This is a genomic window from Cytobacillus sp. FSL R7-0680 (assembly GCF_038009245.1).
In the GTDB taxonomy this organism is placed as follows: domain Bacteria; phylum Bacillota; class Bacilli; order Bacillales; family Cytobacillaceae; genus Cytobacillus; species Cytobacillus kochii.
Genome location: NZ_JBBPAO010000001.1, coordinates 1,503,251 through 1,528,082 on the forward strand (window position 1 = coordinate 1,503,251; position 24,832 = coordinate 1,528,082).

The window sequence follows — 24,832 nt, forward strand, 5'->3', positions numbered from 1 at the left end:
ATTAATAATAAACTACTACTTATAATAACTTCATTACTTCATAGCGAAAGCTCAATTTTTTATACCCTTGTTTACGATACATATCCTTTGGCGTGTCATTGCTGTCGGCTACAAGTATAACCCTATGATTGCTAAATCGCTTCATTACTTCATATTGCAAGCTTGCAGCAATCCCCTTTAATCGGTGAGCTGGTAACACACCTACATTATCAATTTCAGCTGTACACTTATTAAAAAATACTTGTAATGAACCTGCTGGCACACCATGATCATATGCGAGTAACTGTAATGTATCTTTTGCATTATGATGATAGGAATGCATGCTTCTATTAAGGTTCACATATTCCTCACCATAATCTAGATCAAAGTTTCTCTGCAATTGTAGATATTCTCCTAAATTATCATTTGTCACTTCCTCAACCACGATTTCGTTCTTTCTATCTTTATAGATAAATTGAAGAGGGTTAATTTCATATAACTCCTGACACCCGATCGTATAGAATTGTTGATAAAGGTATAATAAAACATCCTCTTGAATCATTTCGTCTGCTGGTAAATAAAACTTCAAATGTTCTTGTTTATGCTCTTTCTGATAGTCTTCCAAATACATTTGTGCCAGTTGAAAATCTTGCAAACTAGGATTTATTTTAAATTGGATAAAGTTTGCATCATATTTAAAATAGAACTGTTTTGTGCCATAGTGATCAAAATTGGCTTTTTCTGCTATTAAATTACCATCATGATGTATATCTCTGAAACTAACCACTGACCATCTCTCCCCTACTTATAGCCCTTAAGTATAACGATTAATTCCTTACGGTAAAAAAATACCTCTATCTATTTTATCATTTTTCACAAATAAAGAAGCCCGAACATTTATGTTCGGGCAACAACACCGCATTATTACAAATACATTTCGATACCGGGTCCAATCGGAATACCGAATAATCCAAAAATGAATAGCATGACTACCCAAATTACTAAGAAAACCATTGAATAAGGAATCATTAAGGAAATAAGCGTGCCTAAACCTGCTTTTTTATCGTATTCTCTCATAAAAGCAAGAACTACAAGGATATACGGATTTAGTGGTGTAATAATATTTGTAGTTGAATCGGCAATTCTATACGCTGCTTGGATAAAAGCAGGGTTATAATCAAGTAACATAAACAATGGAATAAAAATTGGGGCTAATAATGCCCATTGAGCAGACCCACTAAAGATTAATAAATTCAGGATAGAGACGAAAATAATAAATCCAATAATAACAGGAATACCAGTTAAATTGATGGAAGATAAGAATTCCGCACCATTGACTGCAATCCAAGTACCTAAATTGGACCAGTTAAAATAAGCAATAAATTGTGACGCAGCAAATATAAGGACGATATAGCCTGCCATATCTTTCATCGAATCTGCCATATACTTTGGAATATCAGCACTTTTTGTGATTTTCTTTACTGTTACTCCGTATGCTGTTCCCATCGTTATAAAGAATAATAAAACAATTGGGATAATTCCACTTAAAAATGGGGAAGGAATCATACCACCTTCTTCGTTTCTAAGAGGGGAGTCTGGCCAGAAGATAATTGTAAGTAAAATAGCAATATATGCTAGACCCGCTATAACGGCATTTCTTAACCCTTTTGACTCGATAGCTGAAACCGGTTCAAAATTCTTTTTCAAATCCCCATCATATTTTCCTAATCTTGGTTCAATTACCTTTTCAGTTAAGAATCCACCAACTAAAGTTAAGAGAACAGTAGAAATCGACATAAAATACCAATTATCAACAGGTGATACAACAAATGAAGGATCGATTGCTTTAGCAGCCTCAGTAGTAATTCCCGCCAATAATGCATCTGTTCCAGCGATTAAGACATTGGCTGAAAAACCTGCACCTACTCCAGCAAAGCCAGCTGCTAAACCAGCTAATGGATGCCTACCAACAGTGTAGAAAACCATCGCAGCTAACGGTGGTACAAGTACGAACGCCGCATCTGAAGCAATATTCCCCATAATACCAATAAAGAAAACAGCATAAGTGACTAATGACTTTGGTGTACTTAAGATCGACTTTTTAATGGCTGTTTCTAGTAAACCAACTTTATCAGCTAAGCCTACACCAAGCATCATAGCTAACACAAGGCCTAGTGGGGCGAAGCCAGTAAAGTTAGACAGCATCTCAGTTAATATAAACTGCAGTCCTTCACCAGAAATTAAACTTTTTATTGCCAACTCTTCCCCTGTTCCTGGGTGCTCAACAGTAACATCAAATTGATTAACAATGAACGTTAATATCATTACAAACGCTGCGAGATAAACGAAAATAAAAAATGGATCTGGTAGCTTGTTCCCTATCGTTTCAATGCCTGACAAGAACTTGGACATCAAGCCCTTCTTTTCTTGTTCGTTGTTTACATTTGCTTGCAAATTATTTCACTCTCCTTACTTCGAAATTTATCGGAATTTATCCTTAACATTTCCGTTATTATATCATCACATTTATATTGTGAATAGTCTTTTTTTAATCTTTTTTGTCTTTTTTATTAATTTTCTAATAAATATCATTTTTATTTACAAATAAAAGAATATATAGGAATTATATGGTTGATAATGATTCTCAATGTTCGTCTTTTATTAGGTGTTATTTAACTTAAACGATAATAAAAACCTAAACAACTGGAAATAATTGATATTTCTAGTGTTTAGGTTCAAATCATACGGATTTATTTTTTATTGTTTGGCAAACTGATTAAAGTTTATTTGATAAATTTTTCGTGGTCTCCCTCGATGACCTGTCTCTTCTCCTATAATTTCAGCTAAACCTATCTTTTCCATCTCCATCAATATTCTTCTCGCGTTGCGATCAGTGCTTTTTAGCCAATGAGATAAATCTTGAGAAGTAATCTTATTTTTTTGGTAGTGTAATGATAAAGACTCAATTTTTGCAACAATCTTACTACTTATACCTGCATCTTTAAATATTTTTTCCCAATCATTTCCGTAAATCCTTGAATGAAAACTTATTTCTTCTTTTTCATTATTAATAATTGTTAATTCTTTCTCTTCATTAACAGATATAACAATAGGGCCCTTAAATTCACGGGCATGAGAGAAAGCCATACTCACATTTTCCTCAGCCTCTAATACCGTTAAGCCAAAGCCTACACCTATGCGAACACGTAACCGACTATGAACAAAAATCTCTTCACTGATCGTCAACATCGATTGGTCTCTCATAAAGAGCTCAAGCTCTCCTCGCGTAGTAAAAATATAGTGAACGCCATCATCCATCTGGACTATCGAACCATTCATTTGTTCACCAACGTCAAGCAAGACTTTCTTTAGTTCTAGTTCTTGATGCTTTAACCGGAAGGATCGCCTTCTTTCTTCACTTTCAGAAGAAGCAACGATGCGTTCGACACCAATAATGACAAGCTGGGATTTCCGGTACCATGATGCTTGCCCCTTTTCTTTAATCGTTTCTAAAGAACGTCTGACCGTTAGTTCTGATTGCTCGATGCGATAAGTTGGGATATTCATCTTCGTTAATTCTTTATACACCTTATTCAAACAAGTAATAGCCACATCGACTTTGTTACTTTCATATAATTCTTTATGAAAAGCAATAATCTCTTCAGCCGGCATATATCCATCGTAAGAATTCATCTGGAAAAGGACTCGATTCCTCACTAGCGGATCGAGTCCTCTATCCATTTCTTCTTCTTGAATAGTGTCCAAGCTAAAACGCTTTTGCACTTGATCGCTATCTAAAAAAACCTTTACTAAGACAGCAAGCAGGCTCGCACCACTTAAAGGAATATAACTCGCTTCTTTTTTTGTAATCACTTTCTTGGATAATGCATAAAAATATGGCGCCTGTCCTGAAAAAAGCCACTGGTCAACCCATTCTCTATTTCTAATAATAATTTGCTCAGTTTCTTCAGTCGATTCATACACAAAGGGAATAAAGTGAAGTTCGCCGTAGTCCGCCCCTGTATCTATAATCATTTTAACTGAATCTTTTGGTCCAATAACCCCCACTCGAATTTTCATTCAACGCACCTGCCTCCAACAAATTAAACAATATAGCCTTATTTTAACATGACTGGTTAAGGTTCGTTCTTTTTTAACTTATTGCCATCCTAAAATCACACGACAAATTGATTCAACGGCGATAGGCAGTACCTCTTCATCATAATCAAAACATGGATGATGATGTCCAGCAGCGAGCGGTGTTCCAAATAACATATAGTTCGCCGCTCCCCCATTATTCCTCACCTTCTCTAACATAAAGGCAGCGTCTTCAGAAGCCCCTAGAGGTAATTTCGGAATCACATTTTTAATATTTGTACTTGCTTTCACTGCCTCATTAATAAAATCCACCCATTCTTCTTGACACTCTGCACTAGGCGCTTGGCCAACGATTTCAACATTTGTTGTGACATCATATAGTGCTGCACTAGCTTGAATTATTCTCATGGCTTCGAGGACCATGTACTCTTCATTAAGTTCAGTTGAAGCACCTCGGGTTTCTAATTGCATTTTCGCATAATCAGCAATAATATTTCGGCCACTTCCAGCCTCTAGTGTTCCTATATTGATGCGCGTCGCACCCCCTGCGTGTCTCGTAATACCATTTAAATGTAATGAAGAGGCTGCAGCGGCTAATAGAGCATTCCTGCCTTCATTTGGCTCTAATCCAGCATGTGCTGATTTGCCAAAGTATTCAACGTTTATCTTTGTACTCGCTAAGAACTGATCTGTTGTTGCAACGATGTCACCAATGTTTAATGAGTGGATCCCTATATGTCCGCTTAAAAAGACATCGGCATCATCTAACAATCCTTTATCCACCATCGGCTTTGCCCCTCGTCCGCCTTCTTCTCCAGGTTGAAATAACAAGGTGAAACGTCCGTTTAATTGATGGCGATTTTCATGAATAAAATGCGCCACACCTAAACCAATGGCGGTATGCCCATCATGACCGCACGCATGCATATAGCCCGCTCTGTTACTATGAAACCCATGCACAAAAGGAAAATGTGCTTCATCCTCTGCTTCATTAATCGGCAGGGCATCAATATCAAATCGTAGAACAATATGTTTTCCTTTTCGACCAGTGTCGAAATAAGCTTTAAGTCCCGTAAAAGCACCTTTCATTAAATATAAATACGCTTTATTTATGCCCGCTTCCATCGCTCTTTGTTCTTCTTTTTCTATCTGATCTTCTGTTGGCAACCCCATTCTTGTATGTGGATGGAGAATCGCTTGTCCCATCTCTACTTCAAAATCAAGCTTTTCTATCTCTTCAGCAATTTTTGCAGTTGTCACATACTCTGTCCACGCTACCTCTGGATATGCATGAAACATTCTTCTCATTTTAGTTAAATACGGGGTGATGTCTTTTATGAATGCTTCCATTGAAAAAAATTCCTCCTATAAACCCTTACTTTGTAATTGTTCAATTGTATCAATGGCAACTTGAGCCATTAATTCCATACCGATCGGCAAAATGTTTTCATCAAGTTGAAAAGAAGGGTTGTGAAGCGGCTTTTGATTATTTCCTATTGAACAACCTAGCCAATAATATACACCTGGATATTCTTTTAAAAAGCGGCCAAAATCCTCTCCTGCCATTGAGGGTGCGACTTCTGGGACATTTTCCTTACCTACAAATTTTGCCGCTGTTTCCTTTACTCTTTCAGCCCATTCCGGAGTGTTTACTGTGGAAGGATAACCATCAAGGTATGTGATTTCGACACGTCCACCTAGCGCCTTAACAGTGTCTGTTACGATTTGATGAAAACGATTCTTCACTTGTGTTTTTACCTTATCTGTTAAAGTCCTTACTGTACCTTCAATAATTACTTCTTCCGCAATGACGTTATGGGCAACACCGCCAGACACCTTACCAACTGTGACTACCGCCGATTCTAGCGGATCAATGTTTCGGCTTACGATCGTTTGCAACATTGTAATTACTTGATTCGCTATAATAATTGCATCTATTGTCGTATGGGGCATACTTGCATGCCCACCTGAACCAGTGATTTTCAAAGAAAATCGATCAGAGTTACCCATCATTGGTCCCGGTCTAACTCCTATTTGACCTGGCGGAAGGTCTGGCCATACATGCTGACCAATAATAACAGACGGTTTATATTCATCAAATACACCATCTTCCATCATGATTTTCGCTCCACCTATTGGAGACTTTTCTTCCGCTGGTTGAAATAAGAGCAAGATTGTGCCGGATATGTTGCCTTTATGTTTATTTAAAATAATTCCAGCTCCTAATAACATTGCTGCATGGCTATCGTGACCACAAGCATGCATCACACCTTTTACTTTCGAAGAATAAGAGACACCACTTTGTTCTTCAATCGGTAGGGCATCAATATCCGCTCTTAAACATACTGTCGGTCCCTGTTTTGCCCCTTTAATAATTGCTAGAATACCAGTTTTTGCAAAACCAGTTTGATATGGTATTTGATAATCGTTTAATTTCTGTTGTATTTTCGAAGATGTTTGTACTTCTTCGCCACTTAGCTCTGGATACTCATGAAGCTCACGTCTAAACAATGTTAATTCAGTAGCTATTTCTTTTGCTTCGCCTTTAAAAGAAACGGTCATAATGATCTCTCCCTCTATCAAATCATTAAGGAAAAATTCCTTATCAATTCCGATAATACACTAAAATGAATCAAATTTGAGGGAAATCCGAGAATTTTTTAAAAATTTACGCTAAATTTCTTTTGTGAATAGAAAAATATCCGTTAAGATACTCATTTTATTTCACTCTCTGTCTCGAGACGTAAAAGATGCTCCTTCCTTTCTATTCCTCCGCCATATCCACCTAATTTACCGTCTGCTTTAATCACACGATGACACGGTATTATAATGGCTATTTGATTGGCTCCGTTCGCATTTCCGACAGCCCTTACATAATTGCTACTTCCTAATAGCTGACCAATTTCCTGATAAGATACAGTTTGTCCATAAGGAATCTTTTGCAAAAGAGACCATACTTCGAGTTGAAAAGGAGTTCCTTGAAGGAAAAAAGGAATTGTAAATTGTCGAAGTTGTTTAGCATAATAAAGCTTGAGCTGCTCTTCTAGGTTTCTATTAATCTTTGTATCCCCTGGTAGAATTCGCGCATTTTGTTTGTTTCTTAAGTTTTCTATCTCTTTTTCAAGTCCACGTCTATCAACAAATTCCAATAAATATAAATATTTTTCATCACTAATACTGATCATCCGCCCTAGAGGTGTTGATACAATATTTGCATATAATATCGATAAAGAAGCTCTCTTAGGAGACCTACCAAAAATCTTTGAGAATGCATCATTAAACGCACTCGATGAATCATACCCGAGTAATACTTGTTGATCTATGACTTTTTTTCCATTTAATATTTCTTTAAAGGCGATACCCATTCTTCTTGAGCGGGCGTACTGCACAAATGTCATTCCATAAATTTCTTTAAACCTTCTTCTGGCAGTTGCTGAATGGATACCAATTTCTCGAAAATCTGCTTCCTTCCATCTTTTTTCCGGGCTTCCCTCAACGGCTACAACTAATTTCTCAATTTCTTTAGGAATGCTATTTGGATAGAATAATGGTGTACACCGCTTACAAGGGCGATATCCTGCTAATAATGCTTCCTCTGCAGTTAAGAAAAATTCACAATTCTCATACTTAGGCTTTCTTGCCGAACAGGTCGCGTGACAAAAGATACCGGTTGTTTTTATACCAACAAAGAAAATACCATCATATTTTGGATTTCTGTCAACTAAAGCTTGATAAAACTCTCTTGCCTTTTCCTCGCCTATAACCATAGTTGCCCCCTCCTTTATTTCGGTTAATCGCTACTATAATTATAGCGAGACTAAGCAAGATTTCTTTCGAAAAATGAACAACTATTTTTATTTTTGGTTTATCCCACTCTCTAAGTTATTTCAATCATATAGATGATGGGTTATATTATATTCTTTTATGAGCCAGTCTTTTTTCTTTAAAGTAATTGTATTAATACAACCATTTAATAGACGGTCTTTTTTTTGATGAATTTCTCCTTTTGAAAAATGATTTAGTAGTGTGCCAATCACCGCACCATGTGCAACAAGAAGGACTTTTTTATGAGGATATTGATAATGAATGGTTGATAAACCGATTTTTATTCTTTCCATTAATATTTTATCACTTTCATAACCCGGGATATTATGTGATGGAAACTGCTCTTTTCTTTCTTCATAAGTCATTCCCTCTGCTTCTCCAAAACATCTTTCAATAAATTCATCCATGACAACAATAGGTAATTGCAGCTTCTCATTTATAATTTCTGCTGTTTGTCGGGCTCTTTTCAAGGGACTTACAATCATTACATCTGCATCCGTTCCAGAAAAATAGTTTCCACATTGCTTCGCTTGTAGCTTTCCTTTTTCGTTTAGGATAATATCCGTTCTACCTTGAATTCTTCTCGCAGCATTCCAATCGGTTTCTCCATGTCTAATCAAACAAATCGTTGTCATTCTTTTCCCCTCCAAAAAGTTAACGCTTTTTTCATCTTGCGTTCATAGGTTATTCATATTTTATGTGTATATTAATAATACAGCTAGGACATAAACAAATTCCCCCCCTTTTGAAATAGGGATTGAACATTGTTCAATCCCTTTCTTATTGTTTTACATACCGATTTTTCTTATTTTTTTATTCGTATGATGCACATACTTGTCCTGATATCATAAGATATTAACGAATAAAAATTTCTTTCCCGCTAAAACCAGTTTGCTTCGCCTTGTGGCCCACCTAGTGACAAAGTCTGCTCGGTGGGCGAATTTATTAGTTTTCAATTTCAAACTCGTTTTATCTATCAAGCTTTTTCTCGTTTTTTTCAAAAAAAGCCAAAGTAATATGCTCACTTACTATCTTCTCGCCCACCAATTGAAAACAATTTTTTTTATAAAAATTGACTGCTGGTGTATTTTTAGTTGCTGTCGAAACCTTCAGTTTTTTTGACTTGTTTTCATTCTCAATAAAGTTTAATAGTGCTTGTGCAACTCCCTTTTTAAAAAAGTTTGGGTGGACCACTAAACGGCAAACCTCTATCACATGCCTATCAATATTGATTGATATAACCCCATATAACCGTTCTTCGCTGTAATAACCAAAAAAAGATTCCCCACAATTTTGCAGCGTTTCTATTGTCTCTTTTAATGGGGGTAAATCATATGAACCAATAATCGCCGCTTCTATTTTATATGCTGCGATTTGAATGGAGAACACCTCTTGAGCTGACTCAAAGTTAGTAATATCAATTGTTTTTATCATTTTACAAATCCCCCAGTCTTCCAACTCTTATGAAGCTTTCACATTGATTGATCATCTGTGGTGTGTATGGCCATTATATCATCAAGTTTTTAAACAAACGCTATAGTTAATATCAAATAACATCATATAAAATCTAGCCATAATCTGAATTTCTTTTCCTTCGATACTTGATTGTCTATAATAATAAAAAGTAATGAAAGGCGGAGAGGAAATTGGATATGTTAACAAAGTGGCTGAATAATGCACATTCAACAGTTGTTTTTACCGGGGCTGGTATGTCTACAGAAAGTGGGTTACCAGATTTCCGCTCATCTACAGGACTATGGAAGCAATTCGACCCAAAGCAATTAGCTAGTATTGACGCATTGAACAATCAACTCAGTGATTTTATGCAATTTTATCTAGAAAGAGTGAACAGTGTACAGCTTGTAAAGCCTCATCAAGGGCATAGCATTCTTGCACAATGGGAAAAACAAGGGTTAATTGAAGGTATTATTACGCAAAATGTTGATGGTTTACATCAAGAAGCAGGTTCTACACATGTAGCAGAACTGCACGGTACATTAAAAAGATTTCACTGTCAAAGCTGTGGGGAGACAAAGGATAGGGAAGATTTTATAAAGCAACAAATCAAATGTCACTGTGGTGGTAAGATAAGACCGTCTATCGTATTATTCGGTGAGCAGTTACCAAATAAAGCTTTCGAAGATGCGTCGCATCTCTCTTCATTTTGCGACCTTTTTATTGTTTTAGGTTCCTCTCTTTCTGTAGCCCCAGCCAATCAATTTCCTTTAATCGCAAAAGAAGCAGGAGCAAAGTTAATAATCATTAATGAAGAATCAACCGATCTCGATCATTATGCTGACTTAGTCATTAATGAGAGGAAGATTGGAGAAGTATTATCCGCTGTGGATCAACAATTACATAGCATTTAATTTAAGAAAATTCGATATAACTTATTAAACGAGCGTTATACATTCTACTTTGTAATAAAAATCATTCGTTCATTCCTTCTATTCAGAACACGTTGTTTTACCTCGGTTAAGCTCATCTTCGCGTTTGGATTCATGTAGGCATATAATTAATTTTTTCTTCATTCTCATAGAGAACTTCCCCACTATCAAAATTGTCATATTTCCATCATTTCATTTCTAAAATGACTAAATTTTTCAGACGGTAACCACAACGATCAAAAAAAGCCTGATAACAATAGTTATCAGGCTTCCTCCCAAGTGGGGCTTAGGATCATATACTTACTATATTATGATTCTTTTCGTTCTGCATTTATTTTGTTAAATAATCTAACATGTTTTTTTATTTTCTTTGCTAACGTTGGCTTAGGCTGAATCAAATGTCATCTAATGTTCATTCTCCGTTCAAATTAGCTAGATAGGATTGATTTTGAAGGAGATGAAACGAATAATGAAATCATTAAAAAAAATCGTGCAATTTTCCAGCAGTAAAAAAGGAGCTAAATGGGTCATATTCTTTTGGATCGTCTTTATGATCCTATTAAGTTTTACTGCACCTAGTTCGAAAGAATATGCTTCAAATAGTAGTGAAAGCAGTATATCTGGCAAAATGCCATCAGAAATCGCTCAAGACTTATACGAAGAAGAATATCCATCAGATGATGGATTAACTGCTTTACTCGTTTTCCACCGTGAAGGTGGTCTTAAAGTTGAAGATCGAGAAAAAATTACTTCTTTTAGTGAATGGTTAACAACTGATGACAAGCCAGAAGCATTTTCTTCTGTCCTCCCTTTTCATCAATTTAATGAATCTATACAAAATCAAATGTTTTCTAAAGATCAATCCACTTTAATTATAAATGCATCTTTAAAAGAAAATATAGATTCTGATGTCGCTAATCAGGCATTTGACTCTTTACGTAATCAATTCACACGGATGGGAGCAACAGATATTCAGTTCGAAATAACAGGACCAGCAGGTATATCCGCTGATACAGTGACCCTTTTTAAAAATGCAGACTTTGTGCTTATGATTACAACCATCTTACTAATATTCTTTTTACTGATGGTCATTTACCGTTCACCAATCATTGCAATCATACCAGTAATAATTGCCTTAATCGCATATGGTGTGATTGACCGCATCCTTGGTATAGCAGGAAAATGGGATTGGTTTACTGTCGATAGTGCCAGTATCTCTATTATGCTCGTCCTTCTATTTGCTGTCATAACTGATTATAGTCTTTTTATTTTTTCTAGGTATCGAAGTGAATTGAAGAAATATCCGTCTCATTATGAAGCGATGCACCATGCGGCTACACCTTTAGCTGAGCCTATTTTCTTTAGTGGCGGTACTATATTAATGGCAATGCTGACATTATTTTTTACTGTTTTTAAGCCCTATAATCATTTTGCACCAGTGTTTGCTGTAGCTGTCATATTAATCTTATTAGCAGGTTTAACCTTGATTCCCAGCATGTTTGCCTTATTTGGAAGAAAAGCCTTTTGGCCTTTTATTCCTCAAATGGATGCAGCAGATACTAATAAGCATCCGTTTTGGGAAAAAGCTAGTCAATTGATTGTGACATACCCAAAAAGAATGGCTGTTTTACTATTAATTATTTTTGGACTTAGTGCTTATCAATTCAGCACGATTAGTCCTTCTTATAATTTATTAAAATCGTTTCCCGAAGATTTATCCTCACGTGTAGGTTTCGAAATCTTAGAAGAGAACTATCCAGCCGGACAATTAGCGCCGTTAACAGTGTTAGTACATCAAGATCAAATTGCGACTAACAATGTTGCAGAAAATGTAGCAAGTTTGCAGGCGTTGGCAAAAAGTATAGAAGAAACAGAAGGAATATCAACTATTTCGCCTTCCATTACAGATGAGATGGTATCTGCACAAGTATCATTACCAAAAGGTTTTCAATCAGATTCTCTAAATAGTTTTTCCTTTCAAATTATACTAGATGATCACCCTTATGAACAATCGAGTATGGATACGGTGGAAAGCTTGTTGCAACAAAAAGATGAGTTAATGAAAAATGCTGGTTTTGATTCTGAAGAAACTCAACTATATTTAATCGGACAAACGGCTAAATTAGTTGATATCCAATCTATGAATCAACGGGATACTATCGTTTTGATAACACTTGTTACCCTACTGCTGATAGGGCTACTATCAATTCAAACCAAATCATTTAAATTGGCGTTCCTTATGGTAGCAACTATTTTACTATCTTATTTTGCCTCATTAGGCTTCAGTTGGTTGATATTTAAATACTTACTAGGGCTAGATGCCATCAGCTATCGAATACCCGTCTATACATTTGTTTTTATGGTAGCCCTTGGAATTGATTATAATATTATGTTGCTAGCAAGAATTAAGGAAAGAGCAAAAGAAGTTGAATGGATTCAAGCTGTGAAAGAAGGCGTGACGCTAACAGGTGGAGTCATCTCGTCTGCAGGGGTTATATTAGCAGCAACTTTTGCAGTGCTTATCACACAACCTCTACAGGAATTATATCTTTTCGGAATGACGATGGCTATTGGTATCTTACTGGATACTTTTGTTGTTCGTGGTTTCTTATTACCCACACTTCTTGTTTGGACTACTAAAAAGAGAAAGATTACTTCTAATTGTGAAGACACATTAAAAAAATAAAGTAGGTATATCTCTCCACACTTTGATGCAAACTAGTAGAAAAAGTAAGGAGGGACTTTCATGGGATTACTCAATGCTTTTAACGAGTGGCGTGAAACAAGATATGCTAATCACGTAGAGAAGATGAAAGATCTCGAAAAATGCCCTGATTGTCGTGGAAAGGGATTTCAATATTTTGCTGGTCAAGAATATATGTTTATGGACGACGATGCCTACTACTGTGCAAGCTGTAATGGCAGTGGTGAGTATGATATATGGGAAAGTAACCAAATTAAATGATATTCCTCCTGAATTTATTTAAATAGACAAACATAGGAAAACCATCTCCAGCATTATCTCTGGAGATGGTTTTTTATCGAAAATCTATTTCAATGATCATTACTTCTGATTGAGATCCTATACGTAGTGTTGGCCCCCATAATCCGAATCCTGAAGTAGTAAAAGAATGTAATTGCTCTTTTTGCATATAACCCCAATCATTCTCGAACAATTTCGCAGTAATTAAATTTGCTGGAAATAACTGCCCCCTGTGTGTATGACCAGATAATATCACATCTGCTCCAGCCACTTGTGCTTCTGTAATCTCATGAGGCTGATGATCTAATACAATAACGGGTAAATCTTTTGTTTTATTCGTAGCAATAAGTTCCTCTATGGTTTTTCTATTTGGGTTCGTTAAATCCTCTCTGCCAATTACTACAAATTGGTCATTTACAATTTCTGCTTCATCCATTAAATAATGAATACCGATTTCATTTAATTCCTTTTTCAACTGTTCATTATCACCACCATAATAATCATGGTTACCAGGAGAAGCAAAAACACCAAGTGGGGCTTCTAGTTTTGCCATCGTTTTATTCATTTCCTGTTCTACATATGGGGTAATATCATCATTAATAATATCACCAGGTATAAGAATAATATCAGGTTTCTCCTGGTTCGCTATTTTCACCAACTTTTCAAGATGATTATTTCCTATAATCGTACCCAGATGCAAATCTGCCGCTAATAAAACCTTTAACTTCCCTTCTTTTGCTTCTGTCGGTTGATCGATTGTTATTTGATAGTCTCTCACAATCGGAGTCCATGCATTATATGTACCATATACAAAGACAAACGTAAAAAACGCAACCATCGCCCACCCTGAGTAAGTGAAAAATTTAGCATTTTTCTTTGAAATAAAATAAAGCAAATTGATAATCGGTAATAGGAGAATACCATAGCCAACAATGACAAGCCAATATCCACCAATCCATTCAATGACCGGCAGATGAATCGCAAATCCAACAAAAAATGATATTGCAAGAAGAAAAACAACCACGATAAATGTTTTTTTGAATCGAAAAGAAAATGTTTTACTTAACCAACGCCATGTATTAAAGCCAATATAGTAACAAGTTAAGCCATAAATAAGTATCATTGTGATGCCAACGAACAATGTAAGCATATTTTTCCCCTTTACATTATGTATAAAGTATAGAACTGTAAAAAATATTATCAGAGACGTTTGTTGAAAACAACTAATTGCTTCTTAATTACAAAAATAATGTTAAATAACTTTATTACATATATAAAAAGAAAGAAGCCTCCACTTTTACTGTGAAGACTTTAAGGTGTGATTTGTTTTTTGATTTGCTGTAATTCTTTTAAAGATAAACCCTCTAAAGATTGTTTAATTTCTTTTGCAATTTCCTTCTTATGTCGTTCTTCATACTCATTCCACCACTGTCTCAGTCCTTCAGTAGAATCAAGAAGATAATCAAAGTCTATCTCCTCGACTGTTTCATCTGTTAAATAATTCATTACAGCTGCAAGCATAGAGTTGAGATGGTCGATTTCCTTACTATTATTTTCTTCCTTTTTAGCCATGTTTTCATACCCTTCATCTATTGTTAACGATAGTATGGTCGATTTAGCTTTTAATTAATAAATAAATAAAATAAGGTGCGCCAATTGCAGAAACGACTAAGCCAATTGGAATTTCTGAAGGTGCTAAAATGGTACGTGAAACAAGATCTGAAAAGAGTAGTAACACCGCACCGACTAACGCTGAAACAGGTAATAAAATTTCATTTCTTGGCCCTACGAGTTTTTTCGCTAGTTGAGGAGCCACTAAACCTAAGAATGAAATGCCTCCACCAACAGCCACACAAGAACCAGCTAGTCCAACAGCAAGTATTAATAACCATTTTCTTTGACGATTGACATTGACACCTAAGCCAGTAGACATCGCATCTCCTAGTGTAAGAACATTTAAATACCTCGCCTTGAATAACACAATGGGTAACAGCACAATTAACCATGGTAAAAAAGCATAAGTATAACTCCAACTCACCCCAGAAATATTACCCGATAACCAAACAGTTGCTTGTGTAAAGGAACGGGGGTCCATTTTTAATTGGAGGATAATAATTAAAGCAGAAAAAGCCGCATTAATACCTATACCTACTAAGATTAACCTTATAGGTGTAACACCAGAAGACTTTTTCCACGAGAAAATATAAATCAAAAATGCTGCAAGCAGCGCCCCACATAATGCAAATATAGGAAGAATAAACAGTTGTAATAACTCAGATTCAAATCTGATACCTTGTGTAAAAAAGATAAACAAAATTACAGCAAATCCAGCACCACTATTAATACCTAATATCCCCGGATCTGCTAGACCGTTTTGAGTCGCACTTTGTAATATCGCACCAGAAACAGCCATACCAATACCAATTAAAATGGCTAGAACAATCCTTGGTAAACGAAATTCGAAAAGAATTAAGTCATATTGACCAGGTGTAGAAGATAAAACACTATTGAAAATAGCAACGGGTGAAATAAAACTGGCTCCAAAGCTCAAACTAGCAATGAAGAGTAAAGCTAATAATATCGTTAGAAAGAATACAACCACTTTCCATTTTTGTTTCCTAGATTTATACATCATTATCTTCCCCCTTCCCTTCTTGCTAAATAAAGAAAGAAAGGTACGCCGATCAATGCCATGATGGCACCAACTGGTGTTTCAAAAGGAGGATTTATCATTCTCGCACCAATATCCGCTAACACAAGTAGTAGACCACCTAATACTGCTGAGCAAGGAATGATTAAGCGGTAATCTGTTCCAACTAAAAACCTAATCATATGTGGGATCACGAGCCCCACAAATCCAATCGTACCCGATATAGAAACTGCTGCTCCAGTTAAAAGCAAAACAACTATAAAACCAATTGTACGTATCAAACCTGTCTTTTGCCCTAGTCCGATAGCTACATCTTCTCCCATACTTAAAACAGTAATGGAACTGCTAATCATAATTGCTAGGATTATACTTATAATAATAACAGGAATAGCAGGAACTACACTTTCCCACTGGATACCAGCCACACCACCTGCATACCAAAAGCTTAAATCTTTTGCGACATTAAAGTGAATAGCAATTGCAGACGAGATAGAACTTAAAAGAGCCGTAATAGCAGAACCTGCAAGAGCCAGTTTAACAGGAGTCAGCCCATTTCGTGATAGCATTCCGACACCAAAAACAAGCCCTGCTCCAATGCTTGCACCGATAAAAGCAGCAAACATAGTTCCAATTGGACTTAAAGTGGTAAATAAGGCTAAAGCAACTGCAATTGCAAATGTAGCGCCAGAGGTAACCCCCATTATAGATGGTGAAGCTAGTGGATTTCTTGTCATCCCTTGCATAATTGCTCCGGCAATGGCAAGTGCAGATCCAACTAGTGCTGCTGCCACTACTCGAGGCACCCTTAAATTCATAATAATTTGATGTGTCGTTTTAGACGGGTCATATGATACAACACTTTCCCATACAGTTGAAAGATTAATATTCACTGCACCAAAAGCAATGGAAGCAGCCATCGATAAACAAAGGATGATTGTACCAAATGTGACGATCATAATCGCAAAAAAACGATTTCTACTCGTGTTTGTTCCATTAAGTAAAGCCATTATGTATCTCTCTTTCATCAAGTTGTGCAAGAAATATCTTGTAATCGATAGTGATAATTGTTATCATTTGCATAGGCTAATTATATCATAGTTCATTTAGGAGGTTAACATCTTGTTTTCATTTCACAAGAAAAAAAACTTATTATTAATTGCTACAATTACAACATCTCTTGCCCTTTTTGGTTGTGGTAATGAGGATGCTGAAAATAGTAACAATGACTCAAACCAAGCAGCTGAGCAAACCGAGGATCGTGTATTAACTGATGCATTAGGAAACGAAGTAACAATTCCTGCTAATCCTGAACGAGTAGTTGCTACATACTTAGAAGATCATCTTGTCGCTTTAGGCATTACACCTATTGTACAATGGTCAGTTGCTAACGGCAAACAAGAATACCTTCAAGAATATTTAAAAGATGTACCTACGATCGCTCATGATTTACCTTTAGAAGCGGTATCTAGTCAAAATCCAGATTTAATAATTATGGATGGAGCAGGTATGGTTGAAGGTGGTAAATATGATCAATATGCGAAAATTGCGCCAACTTACGTGATTGGTGAAGAAGAAAATAGTGATTGGCGTACAGAACTTGAAACAGTTGGTAAAATCTTCGGTAAAGAAGATAAGGCAACTGAAGTTCTTAAAGAGTACGAAGATAAAGCAGCACAAGTTGAAGAAGAGCTACAAAAAGATCATGCTGGTGAATCTGCTGCAGCTATTTGGTTAGTGAATAACAGTTTATTTGTCGTAAGCAAGGATCTTTCTGCAGGTGATGTAATTTATAATGATCTAGGTATGGCAGTTCCTTCTGTCGTTGAAGAAATTTCAGCAGATGCTACTGGGAACTGGTCTGCGATTTCTTTAGAAAAATTAGCAGATATGGATGTGGACCACCTATTCTTTATTAATAGTGATGGTGAAGGAGCAGAAGTCTTATCTGACCCTTTATGGGCAAATATTCCGGCAGTAAAAAATGAGAATGTGTATGAATTCTCTAGAGACACAGGGTGGTTATACACTGGAACGATAGCGAATACACAAATCATTGAAGATGTGGAAGAAACTATTCTTAATAAATAAGACAAGCAAAAAGGCTAAGTTTTCCTTTTGGAATCTTAGCCTTTTTCTTATGCCACGTGATCATGTCCACCTTGTTTATTATGATAAATATGAACAAAAAATGTGATAACGAAGGCTGCAATGATAATACTAAAAAATAATATATGTCCAATCTCTATATGGAACACACTTAATAACATTTTAATTGCAATGATTCCAATAAGAATAAAAGCTGTTGTCTCTAACTCAGGAATCTTATCAATTAGCACTAAAAATAACTTAGCTACTGTACGCATCATTAAAATACCAAGCATACCTCCAATTAACAAAATCCATACTTTATCTGAAACAGCAAAGGCAGCCAATATACTATCTACAGAAAAAGCTAAATCCATTAACTCTACTGAAATAACCGTTCCCCAAAAAACACCAAAAGTACGAATCATCCAACTGTCTTTCTTTACTCCGTCGATATCTTCTTCAGGGGTTTTAAACCAAAATTGTTTAATCACTAAATAAGCTAAATAAGCAGCTCCAAGTACTTTAATCCACCAAAATTTAATCAGCCACATACCTAAACCGATAAATAAAAATCTGAAAAAATAAGCGCCAATTAAGCCATAAGTAAGTGCTTTTTTTTGCTGCTCCTTCGGCAAATGCTTAACCATAACGGCTAATACCAATGCATTATCAGCTGATAATAGACCTTCTAGGACAATGAGTGTGCCTATATAACCCCAAGAAACAGGATCTGTAAGAACCTCTTTCCACATTGACCAATCAAAAAATGATGCATAGGTGGATAACAACTGATTTAATACTTCCATTGACAAGACTCCTTTAAATGAATTGAACCTATTATACTCTTCTATTATATCAAATAGATTCGCTACCCGAAAGTTTCGTTAATCTAACAAAATATTTTTCATTTCCTCTCATAAAGTATGAGCAAAAATAATTCTTTTTAATATAATAATTAACAGAAATGGTTACAAACTTTTGCACCCTATAAGATGTACGGGTATATTCAAGACCTTTCATAGTTGAAGCATGAAGTTTAACAGTAGTTTGTCTAGCATCACGACAATTTATCGCTTCATTAAAAAGCGATGCAGAGGTGAAGCCGATGAGTCTAGGTAAATCTTTTAATCAATGGAAAAATGCACGAGAACATAAACATTTAGAAAAGATGAAACGAAGTAATAGATGCCCAGAATGCTACGGACAAGGCTTTTTATTATATCCTAGCCTTATGTACTCCCTACATTCTGATACACTCTTTTGTCCAGGATGCGAAGGAAGTGGTCGTTTCAATGATTGGGTGACTATTCAAGAAAGAGAAAAGCACACAGAGGATGAACAAGTCGAATAACGAAACTTCTACTGAGCAACACAAGTCGAATGTTGAGTGCCTTTAATTATTTGGCAAAGAGTTTTGTATAAGTTACTGCCATTGCCTTTAACTGGAAAGCGTGAATGGACAGAGAAAAGGATGTTTTTCAGCTATATATTCCCATTTCATTATCGAAGTATGCACACATACTCTTTTTAGCTCTGCTCTAATTACTAGGTAACACATTCTCCTCACGCAATATCAATTAATTTTCAATATCAGTATAGAACAATAGACCAATCAAAAAGCCCTCTCCTAAAAATGAAGGAGAGGGCTTAAAAAAGGCTTATACTGTTTTCCAATCAGCAGCGAACTTTTCCATCCCTTGATCTGTCAATGGATGCTTCGTTAACTGCTCAATTACTTTATACGGAATTGTCGCAATATGAGCGCCTGCTAATGCAGCTCTTGTGACATGATCCGGATGTCTAACAGATGCAGCAATAATTTGAGCATCTATTTGATGAATACGGAATAACTCAGCAATTTTAGCAACAAGGTTAATCCCGTCTTCTGAGATATCATCAAGTCTGCCTAAGAATGGTGAAACATAAGTAGCACCAGCTCTTGCAGCAAGTAATGCTTGGTTCACAGTAAAGATTAATGTGACGTTTGTTTTAACACCTTTTTTGGATAAATATCTTGTTGTTTCGAGTCCAGCCATTGTCATTGGCACTTTAATAGTAATGTTCTTATCACCATTATTTATCTTAATCAGTTCCTCAGCCTCTGCAATCATTTGTTCAGCTGTTTCTGCGGAAGGAGTGACCTCAGCAGATACTGATTCTAATTCTGGAACAGCTTGAAGAATTTCCTCAATTCTTGTTTCAAACTTAATCCCTTCTTTAGCTACAAGTGAAGGGTTAGTTGTCACGCCTGAAAGGACACCTAACTTGTATGCTTGTTTAATTTCATCTAAATTTGCTGTATCTATGAAAAATTTCATTGTAAATACCTCCCTTTCTAGCTTCCTTTAACATTATACCATACTAAAGCTGGTAATCGTTTCTAGTTTCATTTGTTACTTTTCCATCCAATTAGTATGATACGTTCCTTCTTTATCTACTCGCTGATACGTATGTGCTCCAAAATAGTCTCTTTGTGCTTGCAGTAGATTAGCTGGTAATGTTGCCGTTCTATAGCTATCATAATAAGCAATAGCACTCGAGAATGCAGGTACAGGAATACCTTGTTCAATAGCAATAGAAAGAACTTTTCTTAATGAAGACTGGTAGCTTTCAACAATTCCCTTAAAATATGGATCCAATAGTAAATTTGCTAATGCTGGTTCACGATCATAAGCATCTTTAATTTTTTGTAAGAATTGGGCACGAATGATACAACCTCCGCGGAAAATCATGGCAATATCGCCATATTTTAAATCCCAATTCTTTTCATCAGACATTGCGCGCATTTGAGCAAACCCTTGTGCATAGGAGACAATTTTACTCATATATAATGCTTGTCTAACAGCTTCTATTAATTCCGCACGGTCTCCACTATAGGTGTCTTCTTTAGGTCCTGCAAGAATCTTGCTAGCATGAACTCTTTCTTCCTTCATTGCGGAAATGAACCTTGCAAATACAGATTCTGTAATAATCGGGAGGGGTACCCCAAGATCTAAAGCATTTTGACTTGTCCATTTACCTGTCCCTTTTTGACCCGCTTTATCGAGAATCACATCAACAAGTGGTTTGCCAGTTTCGTCATCTACTTTTGTAAAGATATCAGCTGTAATTTCAATTAAATAGCTATCTAACTCACCCTTGTTCCATTCTGCAAATGTCTCATGAAGTTCATTCGCTTCTAAACCAAGTACATGTTTGAGGATAAAATAAGCTTCAGAAATCAACTGCATATCACCATATTCAATCCCATTATGAACCATTTTCACATAATGACCAGCCCCATTTGGACCAATGTATGTACAGCAAGGATCGCCATTTACTTTAGCAGAAATAGCTTCAAAAATTGGTTGTACAAGGTCAAATGCTTCCTTCTTACCACCTGGCATGATTGAAGGTCCTTTTAAAGCTCCTTCTTCACCACCAGAAACGCCTGTACCAATAAAATGGTAGCCTTCTTCTGCTAATTCTTGATTACGGCGGATGGTATCTTCAAAATATGTATTACCACCGTCAATTAAGATATCGCCTTTTTCAAGATATGGCTTTAGCGATTCAATTGTCGCATCTGTCGCTGCACCCGCTTTAACCATTAACAAGATTTTTCTTGGTGTTTCGAGTGATTGAACAAAATCTTCAATAGTTTTAGCACCAGTAAAGTTCTTGCCCTTTGCTTCATTTTGTAAGAATGCTTCTGTTTTTTCATAAGAACGGTTAAAAACAGCTACTGAGAAGCCACGACTTTCTATATTCAAAGCAAGGTTTTTCCCCATTACTGCTAATCCAATAACACCTATTTGTTGTTTACTCATTTAATTGGTCCTTTCGTCTTTCATTTTTTCTTGACTGATACTTTAGTCAAGAATAGAATAACCCTCATCTGTGATTATACAAAACGATAAGGGTGATTACAATCAATCCTATTATTGAACAAACTGTGTGAACTTTCTCACTATATCACTCTAATGATAGTATAGTTCCATACCGTTTGAGTCTCCATTGACAATGAATTTCTTCATTAAATCCGATAGAATCATACTATATACCGTGCCATTGCCGCCATATGTGAGAAGATAATAGGCGTTTGAGTAATTCGGATGTCGTTTGATCATAGGTAAGCCATTATGAGTCTCTCCAAAAAAGCCTGTCCAGTAATAGACAGTTTCTAATTTACCCTCTAACGTGGGGAATAACAAAAATAATTGTTTTAATAATTGATCCCTTTTCTGGACTAACATCCCATCTCTTTTTTTAGAGTCTGAAGTTTTCTCATCAAGACCTCCAATAATGATTCTTTTATCTAATGTACGGCGCAAATATAAATATGGTCTGGCAGTTTCCCAAATTAACATATCTTCTGGCCATTGATAATCAACTGGGTTAGTAGCTAAAGCGTATGAGCTTACAATCATTCCGTTCTTTTCAGCTATATCACTCTGCGCTTCATACCCTGTAGCATAAATTACATATTTCGTTTCAATTACGTTTTTATTATCAGTATATAATTCGACCGTATTTTTCCCCCATTTTTGACCTACAATTTCACTTTCTTCAAAAACGTCCACCCCTTTTTTACTAGCCGCACTTAGTAAATAGTGAACATTTTTAAATATATTAATCTCAGCGTCTCCTTCAGTAACAATGGCACCTTCTTTTTCAAAGGACCAACTATCTCTCATATCTCTCCTTGACAAAAAGCGCACAGGAAACTGATGTGCTTGTAAATTGGCAAACTCTTTTTTCAGCATTGTTATATCTTCACTTTTAGAAGCAAAATATAAGCTTTTTCTTTTTAAAAAATCGGGATTATCTTCTAAAGTAGGCAAAATGGTGTTTTCATAATTAGATATTGATCGAAAGCAGTTCTGTAAATGCATTTTCGCTTTCCTTATGCCAAAAGAGTTAATATAAGATGTAAATGATTTATCATTACTAAATTGTAGTAATCCAGTATTTGCCGAGGAACTACCCATACCGATTTTTCGTTTATCAATGACGATTGTTCGGATGTTTTCTTTCGCTAATTGGTAAGCAAGAAAAGCCCCACTCGAACCACTGCCAATGATACACACGTCACATTTCTTATTCTCTTGCAAGCTGCCATACTTTTTCACGTTGTTCATAGTAATGGGCCAATATAATTTGCCAGTTTTTAAATTCATTGTCATTATCCTTTCATCAACCTATAGAAGGTCATGACATTACTTTCCCCATAAAATATGTATAAGAAACATGATAAGAAAGAAAGTAATGACAAAGAATGGCCATGTCATTACTCATTTACGAAGCTTTTCTATTATGAGATGGCAATAGCGTTAATTTGGTTTTTCTTCTTATATGAGCAACAAAATAGAGCAGAAAGATAACGACGGCGAGTAAAGAAGATAGGATGTACATAAAACCGTATCCCTTTTCGTTTGCAGCAATACCAAGCAGTAATGCGCCCATTGCTAAACCCATATCCATAAAACTTAAGCTCATGGCATTAGCCGTCGCTCTTTTTTCTTTTGGTACGAGTCTAACAGCCCAAGCTTGGAATGTCGGTTGCATGACACCATATGCAATGCCATAAAAAACAGCGGCAATAAATAATGTTGAAACACCTTTTGCAAATGCAATCAGTAACAACCCGATAAATGCTGCAATTGTTGCGCTATATATTAAATAAGCATGTCCAAAGCGATCGAAAATCTTCCCTGAAAATGGGCGAATGATAATGAGCATCGCCACTAAGATGAGAAAGAATAAAGAGGTTTGTTCCCCAACCCCAATAGAACTTCCTAAGCCTTCAATAAAATTCACCACTCCAGCAAACGTAAAATAAAATAATAATACTAAAAAACATGGTAAAAAAGCGCGTGAATCAAAAGCGGATTCAACTATTGACAATTTACTAACTGTCTGCTGATTTATGTTTTGAGAAGTTTTAAGCGCCAGACTACCAATTGTAATCACTATAATAAGAATAAGAGAAAAGTACAAAACGGATTCAAATGAATAGACATTAATCATTGAAATAGCTAAAAAAGGTCCGCTTGTTGTACCTACACTAGTAGCTAACCCAAAATAACCGATTCCTTCACCTAAACGGTGGTCAGGAATTAAATTTGTGGTTATAGTTGCTAATAAAGTAGTAATAAAACCGAAAGCAATTCCTTGTAGTATGCGAAGGATAGTGAATAGAACGATAGAGTTTGTGAATGTTGTCACAAAAATAAACACCAACATACCTATTAAAGATAGAATTAATAACGCTTTTTGATTCAAATACCGTAAGCAAAATCCTAAGAAAAGTCTAGATATAACAGCAGCAATCATAAATGCTGTAGTCATTAACCCTCCATACGTCGGGTTATCACTTAATGCAGTAACATAGATTGGAAATCCCCCTAACAAGGATTGTAAACTTAAAAAAAATAAAAAAGTAAGCATAAGGGCCATGATATACTGTCTGGTCCAAAGCTTGCCTCCTAACGTGTGCATGTTCAACCTTCTTCCTCAAAAAAATGAATATATTATATTTCGACTATCTAAGCAATTATAGCTTAAAATCCTCCAATAAAGTATAATCATTTTACTTATTTTTTTGTCGAAATAAAGTGAAAATTTTTTATTGTTTATGTAAGCGTTTTCATATATACTAAGTATTAGGCGGATAGCAAGTGTGGCTATCAACGTACTTGGCGAAGGTGGGGCCGGTATATTCAATGGTGATCATTTTATTTAGTACATATATAAAGGTTGTGATTAAGCTTGAAAAGAACTAACTTTTCGTATTTTGTTAAGAATAATGAATTTAACCTACAAGCCTACATCAATTATTTA

General features: G+C 35.8%; 22 protein-coding genes. 5 read left to right on the forward strand and 17 right to left on the reverse strand.

The window, feature by feature from the left end; translation table 11 throughout:
• Positions 1 to 19: 19 nt before the first annotated feature.
• From MKY26_RS07480 to MKY26_RS07515, 8 genes are all read right to left on the reverse strand, one after another.
• Positions 20 to 766, reverse strand: coding sequence for a GNAT family N-acetyltransferase (locus tag MKY26_RS07480; protein WP_095373044.1), 747 nt, complete (start codon positions 764 to 766; stop codon positions 20 to 22).
• Between the two features lie 137 nt (positions 767 to 903).
• A complete protein-coding gene (locus MKY26_RS07485; protein WP_095373667.1) occupies positions 904 to 2,391 on the reverse strand; it encodes an AbgT family transporter in 1,488 nt (495 codons plus the stop codon).
• 345 nt (positions 2,392 to 2,736) lie between these two features.
• Entirely contained in the window at positions 2,737 to 4,059 is a 1,323-nt protein-coding gene (locus MKY26_RS07490) for a hypothetical protein (protein WP_095373043.1), read from the reverse strand.
• Positions 4,060 to 4,137: 78 nt separating this feature from the next.
• Complete coding sequence (locus MKY26_RS07495; RefSeq protein WP_095373042.1) at positions 4,138 to 5,427, reverse strand: amidohydrolase; 1,290 nt, start codon at positions 5,425 to 5,427, stop codon at positions 4,138 to 4,140.
• Positions 5,428 to 5,442: 15 nt separating this feature from the next.
• On the reverse strand, positions 5,443 to 6,639 hold the full coding sequence (locus MKY26_RS07500) for a M20 metallopeptidase family protein (RefSeq protein ID WP_095373041.1): 1,197 nt from the start codon (positions 6,637 to 6,639) through the stop codon (positions 5,443 to 5,445).
• Between the two features lie 152 nt (positions 6,640 to 6,791).
• Entirely contained in the window at positions 6,792 to 7,844 is a 1,053-nt protein-coding gene (locus MKY26_RS07505) for a bifunctional transcriptional activator/DNA repair enzyme AdaA (protein WP_095373040.1), read from the reverse strand.
• A gap of 120 nt (positions 7,845 to 7,964) precedes the next feature.
• The gene (locus MKY26_RS07510; protein ID WP_095373039.1) at positions 7,965 to 8,537 is read right to left on the reverse strand and encodes a histidine phosphatase family protein; all 573 of its coding nucleotides are present in this window, start codon (positions 8,535 to 8,537) and stop codon (positions 7,965 to 7,967) included.
• A gap of 334 nt (positions 8,538 to 8,871) precedes the next feature.
• Positions 8,872 to 9,336: a GNAT family N-acetyltransferase gene (locus MKY26_RS07515; protein ID WP_322909473.1), complete on the reverse strand. Its 465-nt coding sequence runs from the start codon at positions 9,334 to 9,336 to the stop codon at positions 8,872 to 8,874.
• Between the two features lie 218 nt (positions 9,337 to 9,554).
• Between MKY26_RS07515 and MKY26_RS07520 the strand changes: the two genes are divergently transcribed.
• The 3 genes from MKY26_RS07520 (at position 9,555) to MKY26_RS07530 (ending at position 13,254) form a co-directional block, all read left to right on the forward strand.
• A complete protein-coding gene (locus MKY26_RS07520; RefSeq protein WP_322909683.1) occupies positions 9,555 to 10,271 on the forward strand; it encodes an NAD-dependent deacylase in 717 nt (238 codons plus the stop codon).
• A gap of 487 nt (positions 10,272 to 10,758) precedes the next feature.
• The gene (locus MKY26_RS07525) at positions 10,759 to 12,975 is read left to right on the forward strand and encodes an MMPL family transporter (RefSeq protein ID WP_341055873.1); all 2,217 of its coding nucleotides are present in this window, start codon (positions 10,759 to 10,761) and stop codon (positions 12,973 to 12,975) included.
• A gap of 60 nt (positions 12,976 to 13,035) precedes the next feature.
• Positions 13,036 to 13,254, forward strand: a complete 219-nt coding sequence (locus tag MKY26_RS07530; RefSeq protein ID WP_095373037.1) for a methionine aminopeptidase — start codon at positions 13,036 to 13,038, stop codon at positions 13,252 to 13,254.
• Positions 13,255 to 13,327: 73 nt separating this feature from the next.
• On the opposite strand, the gene MKY26_RS07535 is transcribed toward MKY26_RS07530, so the two are convergent.
• From MKY26_RS07535 to MKY26_RS07550, 4 genes are all read right to left on the reverse strand, one after another.
• Positions 13,328 to 14,422, reverse strand: a complete 1,095-nt coding sequence (locus tag MKY26_RS07535) for a metallophosphoesterase (RefSeq protein WP_340975249.1) — start codon at positions 14,420 to 14,422, stop codon at positions 13,328 to 13,330.
• Between the two features lie 161 nt (positions 14,423 to 14,583).
• Positions 14,584 to 14,844, reverse strand: a complete 261-nt coding sequence (locus MKY26_RS07540; RefSeq protein ID WP_289433941.1) for a hypothetical protein — start codon at positions 14,842 to 14,844, stop codon at positions 14,584 to 14,586.
• 43 nt (positions 14,845 to 14,887) lie between these two features.
• Entirely contained in the window at positions 14,888 to 15,904 is a 1,017-nt protein-coding gene (locus MKY26_RS07545) for a FecCD family ABC transporter permease (RefSeq protein WP_445293139.1), read from the reverse strand.
• 2 nt (positions 15,905 to 15,906) lie between these two features.
• Positions 15,907 to 16,929, reverse strand: a complete 1,023-nt coding sequence (locus MKY26_RS07550; RefSeq protein ID WP_445293124.1) for a FecCD family ABC transporter permease — start codon at positions 16,927 to 16,929, stop codon at positions 15,907 to 15,909.
• Between the two features lie 109 nt (positions 16,930 to 17,038).
• On the opposite strand from MKY26_RS07550, the gene MKY26_RS07555 reads away from it, so the two are divergent.
• Positions 17,039 to 18,010 carry an ABC transporter substrate-binding protein gene (locus tag MKY26_RS07555; RefSeq protein ID WP_370873272.1) on the forward strand — a complete coding sequence of 324 codons (972 nt, stop codon included), beginning with the start codon at positions 17,039 to 17,041 and terminating at the stop codon, positions 18,008 to 18,010.
• A gap of 47 nt (positions 18,011 to 18,057) precedes the next feature.
• Here the strand turns inward: MKY26_RS07555 and MKY26_RS07560 are convergent, their stop codons facing one another.
• Entirely contained in the window at positions 18,058 to 18,816 is a 759-nt protein-coding gene (locus tag MKY26_RS07560) for a TerC family protein (protein WP_095373031.1), read from the reverse strand.
• Between the two features lie 299 nt (positions 18,817 to 19,115).
• Between MKY26_RS07560 and MKY26_RS07565 the strand changes: the two genes are divergently transcribed.
• On the forward strand, positions 19,116 to 19,361 hold the full coding sequence (locus MKY26_RS07565; RefSeq protein WP_095373030.1) for a methionine aminopeptidase: 246 nt from the start codon (positions 19,116 to 19,118) through the stop codon (positions 19,359 to 19,361).
• Between the two features lie 307 nt (positions 19,362 to 19,668).
• Here MKY26_RS07565 and fsa read toward each other — a convergent pair whose 3' ends face one another.
• The 4 genes from fsa to MKY26_RS07585 form a co-directional block, all read right to left on the reverse strand.
• Positions 19,669 to 20,328 carry a fructose-6-phosphate aldolase gene (fsa, locus tag MKY26_RS07570; RefSeq protein WP_095373029.1) on the reverse strand — a complete coding sequence of 220 codons (660 nt, stop codon included), beginning with the start codon at positions 20,326 to 20,328 and terminating at the stop codon, positions 19,669 to 19,671.
• Between the two features lie 75 nt (positions 20,329 to 20,403).
• Positions 20,404 to 21,819: an NADP-dependent phosphogluconate dehydrogenase gene (gene gndA / locus MKY26_RS07575; protein WP_095373028.1), complete on the reverse strand. Its 1,416-nt coding sequence runs from the start codon at positions 21,817 to 21,819 to the stop codon at positions 20,404 to 20,406.
• Between the two features lie 150 nt (positions 21,820 to 21,969).
• A complete protein-coding gene (locus tag MKY26_RS07580; RefSeq protein ID WP_341094670.1) occupies positions 21,970 to 23,169 on the reverse strand; it encodes an NAD(P)/FAD-dependent oxidoreductase in 1,200 nt (399 codons plus the stop codon).
• Between the two features lie 118 nt (positions 23,170 to 23,287).
• Positions 23,288 to 24,490, reverse strand: coding sequence for an MFS transporter (locus MKY26_RS07585; RefSeq protein WP_095373026.1), 1,203 nt, complete (start codon positions 24,488 to 24,490; stop codon positions 23,288 to 23,290).
• Between the last annotated feature and the right edge of the window lie 342 nt (positions 24,491 to 24,832).

What these genes read in the sequence shown, in the direction of transcription:
- MKY26_RS07485 (WP_095373667.1), bottom strand. Translation starts at nt 2,391, where the DNA reads ATGTCCAAGTTCTTGTCAGGCATTGAAACGATAGGGAACAAGCTACCA.
- MKY26_RS07490 (WP_095373043.1), bottom strand. Translation starts at nt 4,059, where the DNA reads ATGAAAATTCGAGTGGGGGTTATTGGACCAAAAGATTCAGTTAAAATG.
- MKY26_RS07495 (WP_095373042.1), bottom strand. Translation starts at nt 5,427, where the DNA reads ATGGAAGCATTCATAAAAGACATCACCCCGTATTTAACTAAAATGAGA.
- MKY26_RS07500 (WP_095373041.1), bottom strand. Translation starts at nt 6,639, where the DNA reads ATGACCGTTTCTTTTAAAGGCGAAGCAAAAGAAATAGCTACTGAATTA.
- MKY26_RS07505 (WP_095373040.1), bottom strand. Translation starts at nt 7,844, where the DNA reads ATGGTTATAGGCGAGGAAAAGGCAAGAGAGTTTTATCAAGCTTTAGTT.
- MKY26_RS07510 (WP_095373039.1), bottom strand. Translation starts at nt 8,537, where the DNA reads ATGACAACGATTTGTTTGATTAGACATGGAGAAACCGATTGGAATGCT.
- MKY26_RS07515 (WP_322909473.1), bottom strand. Translation starts at nt 9,336, where the DNA reads ATGATAAAAACAATTGATATTACTAACTTTGAGTCAGCTCAAGAGGTG.
- MKY26_RS07520 (WP_322909683.1), top strand. Translation starts at nt 9,555, where the DNA reads ATGTTAACAAAGTGGCTGAATAATGCACATTCAACAGTTGTTTTTACC.
- MKY26_RS07525 (WP_341055873.1), top strand. Translation starts at nt 10,759, where the DNA reads ATGAAATCATTAAAAAAAATCGTGCAATTTTCCAGCAGTAAAAAAGGA.
- MKY26_RS07530 (WP_095373037.1), top strand. Translation starts at nt 13,036, where the DNA reads ATGGGATTACTCAATGCTTTTAACGAGTGGCGTGAAACAAGATATGCT.
- MKY26_RS07535 (WP_340975249.1), bottom strand. Translation starts at nt 14,422, where the DNA reads ATGCTTACATTGTTCGTTGGCATCACAATGATACTTATTTATGGCTTA.
- MKY26_RS07540 (WP_289433941.1), bottom strand. Translation starts at nt 14,844, where the DNA reads ATGGCTAAAAAGGAAGAAAATAATAGTAAGGAAATCGACCATCTCAAC.
- MKY26_RS07545 (WP_445293139.1), bottom strand. Translation starts at nt 15,904, where the DNA reads ATGTATAAATCTAGGAAACAAAAATGGAAAGTGGTTGTATTCTTTCTA.
- MKY26_RS07550 (WP_445293124.1), bottom strand. Translation starts at nt 16,929, where the DNA reads ATGGCTTTACTTAATGGAACAAACACGAGTAGAAATCGTTTTTTTGCG.
- MKY26_RS07560 (WP_095373031.1), bottom strand. Translation starts at nt 18,816, where the DNA reads ATGGAAGTATTAAATCAGTTGTTATCCACCTATGCATCATTTTTTGAT.
- MKY26_RS07565 (WP_095373030.1), top strand. Translation starts at nt 19,116, where the DNA reads ATGAGTCTAGGTAAATCTTTTAATCAATGGAAAAATGCACGAGAACAT.
- fsa (WP_095373029.1), bottom strand. Translation starts at nt 20,328, where the DNA reads ATGAAATTTTTCATAGATACAGCAAATTTAGATGAAATTAAACAAGCA.
- gndA (WP_095373028.1), bottom strand. Translation starts at nt 21,819, where the DNA reads ATGAGTAAACAACAAATAGGTGTTATTGGATTAGCAGTAATGGGGAAA.
- MKY26_RS07580 (WP_341094670.1), bottom strand. Translation starts at nt 23,169, where the DNA reads ATGAATTTAAAAACTGGCAAATTATATTGGCCCATTACTATGAACAAC.
- MKY26_RS07585 (WP_095373026.1), bottom strand. Translation starts at nt 24,490, where the DNA reads ATGCACACGTTAGGAGGCAAGCTTTGGACCAGACAGTATATCATGGCC.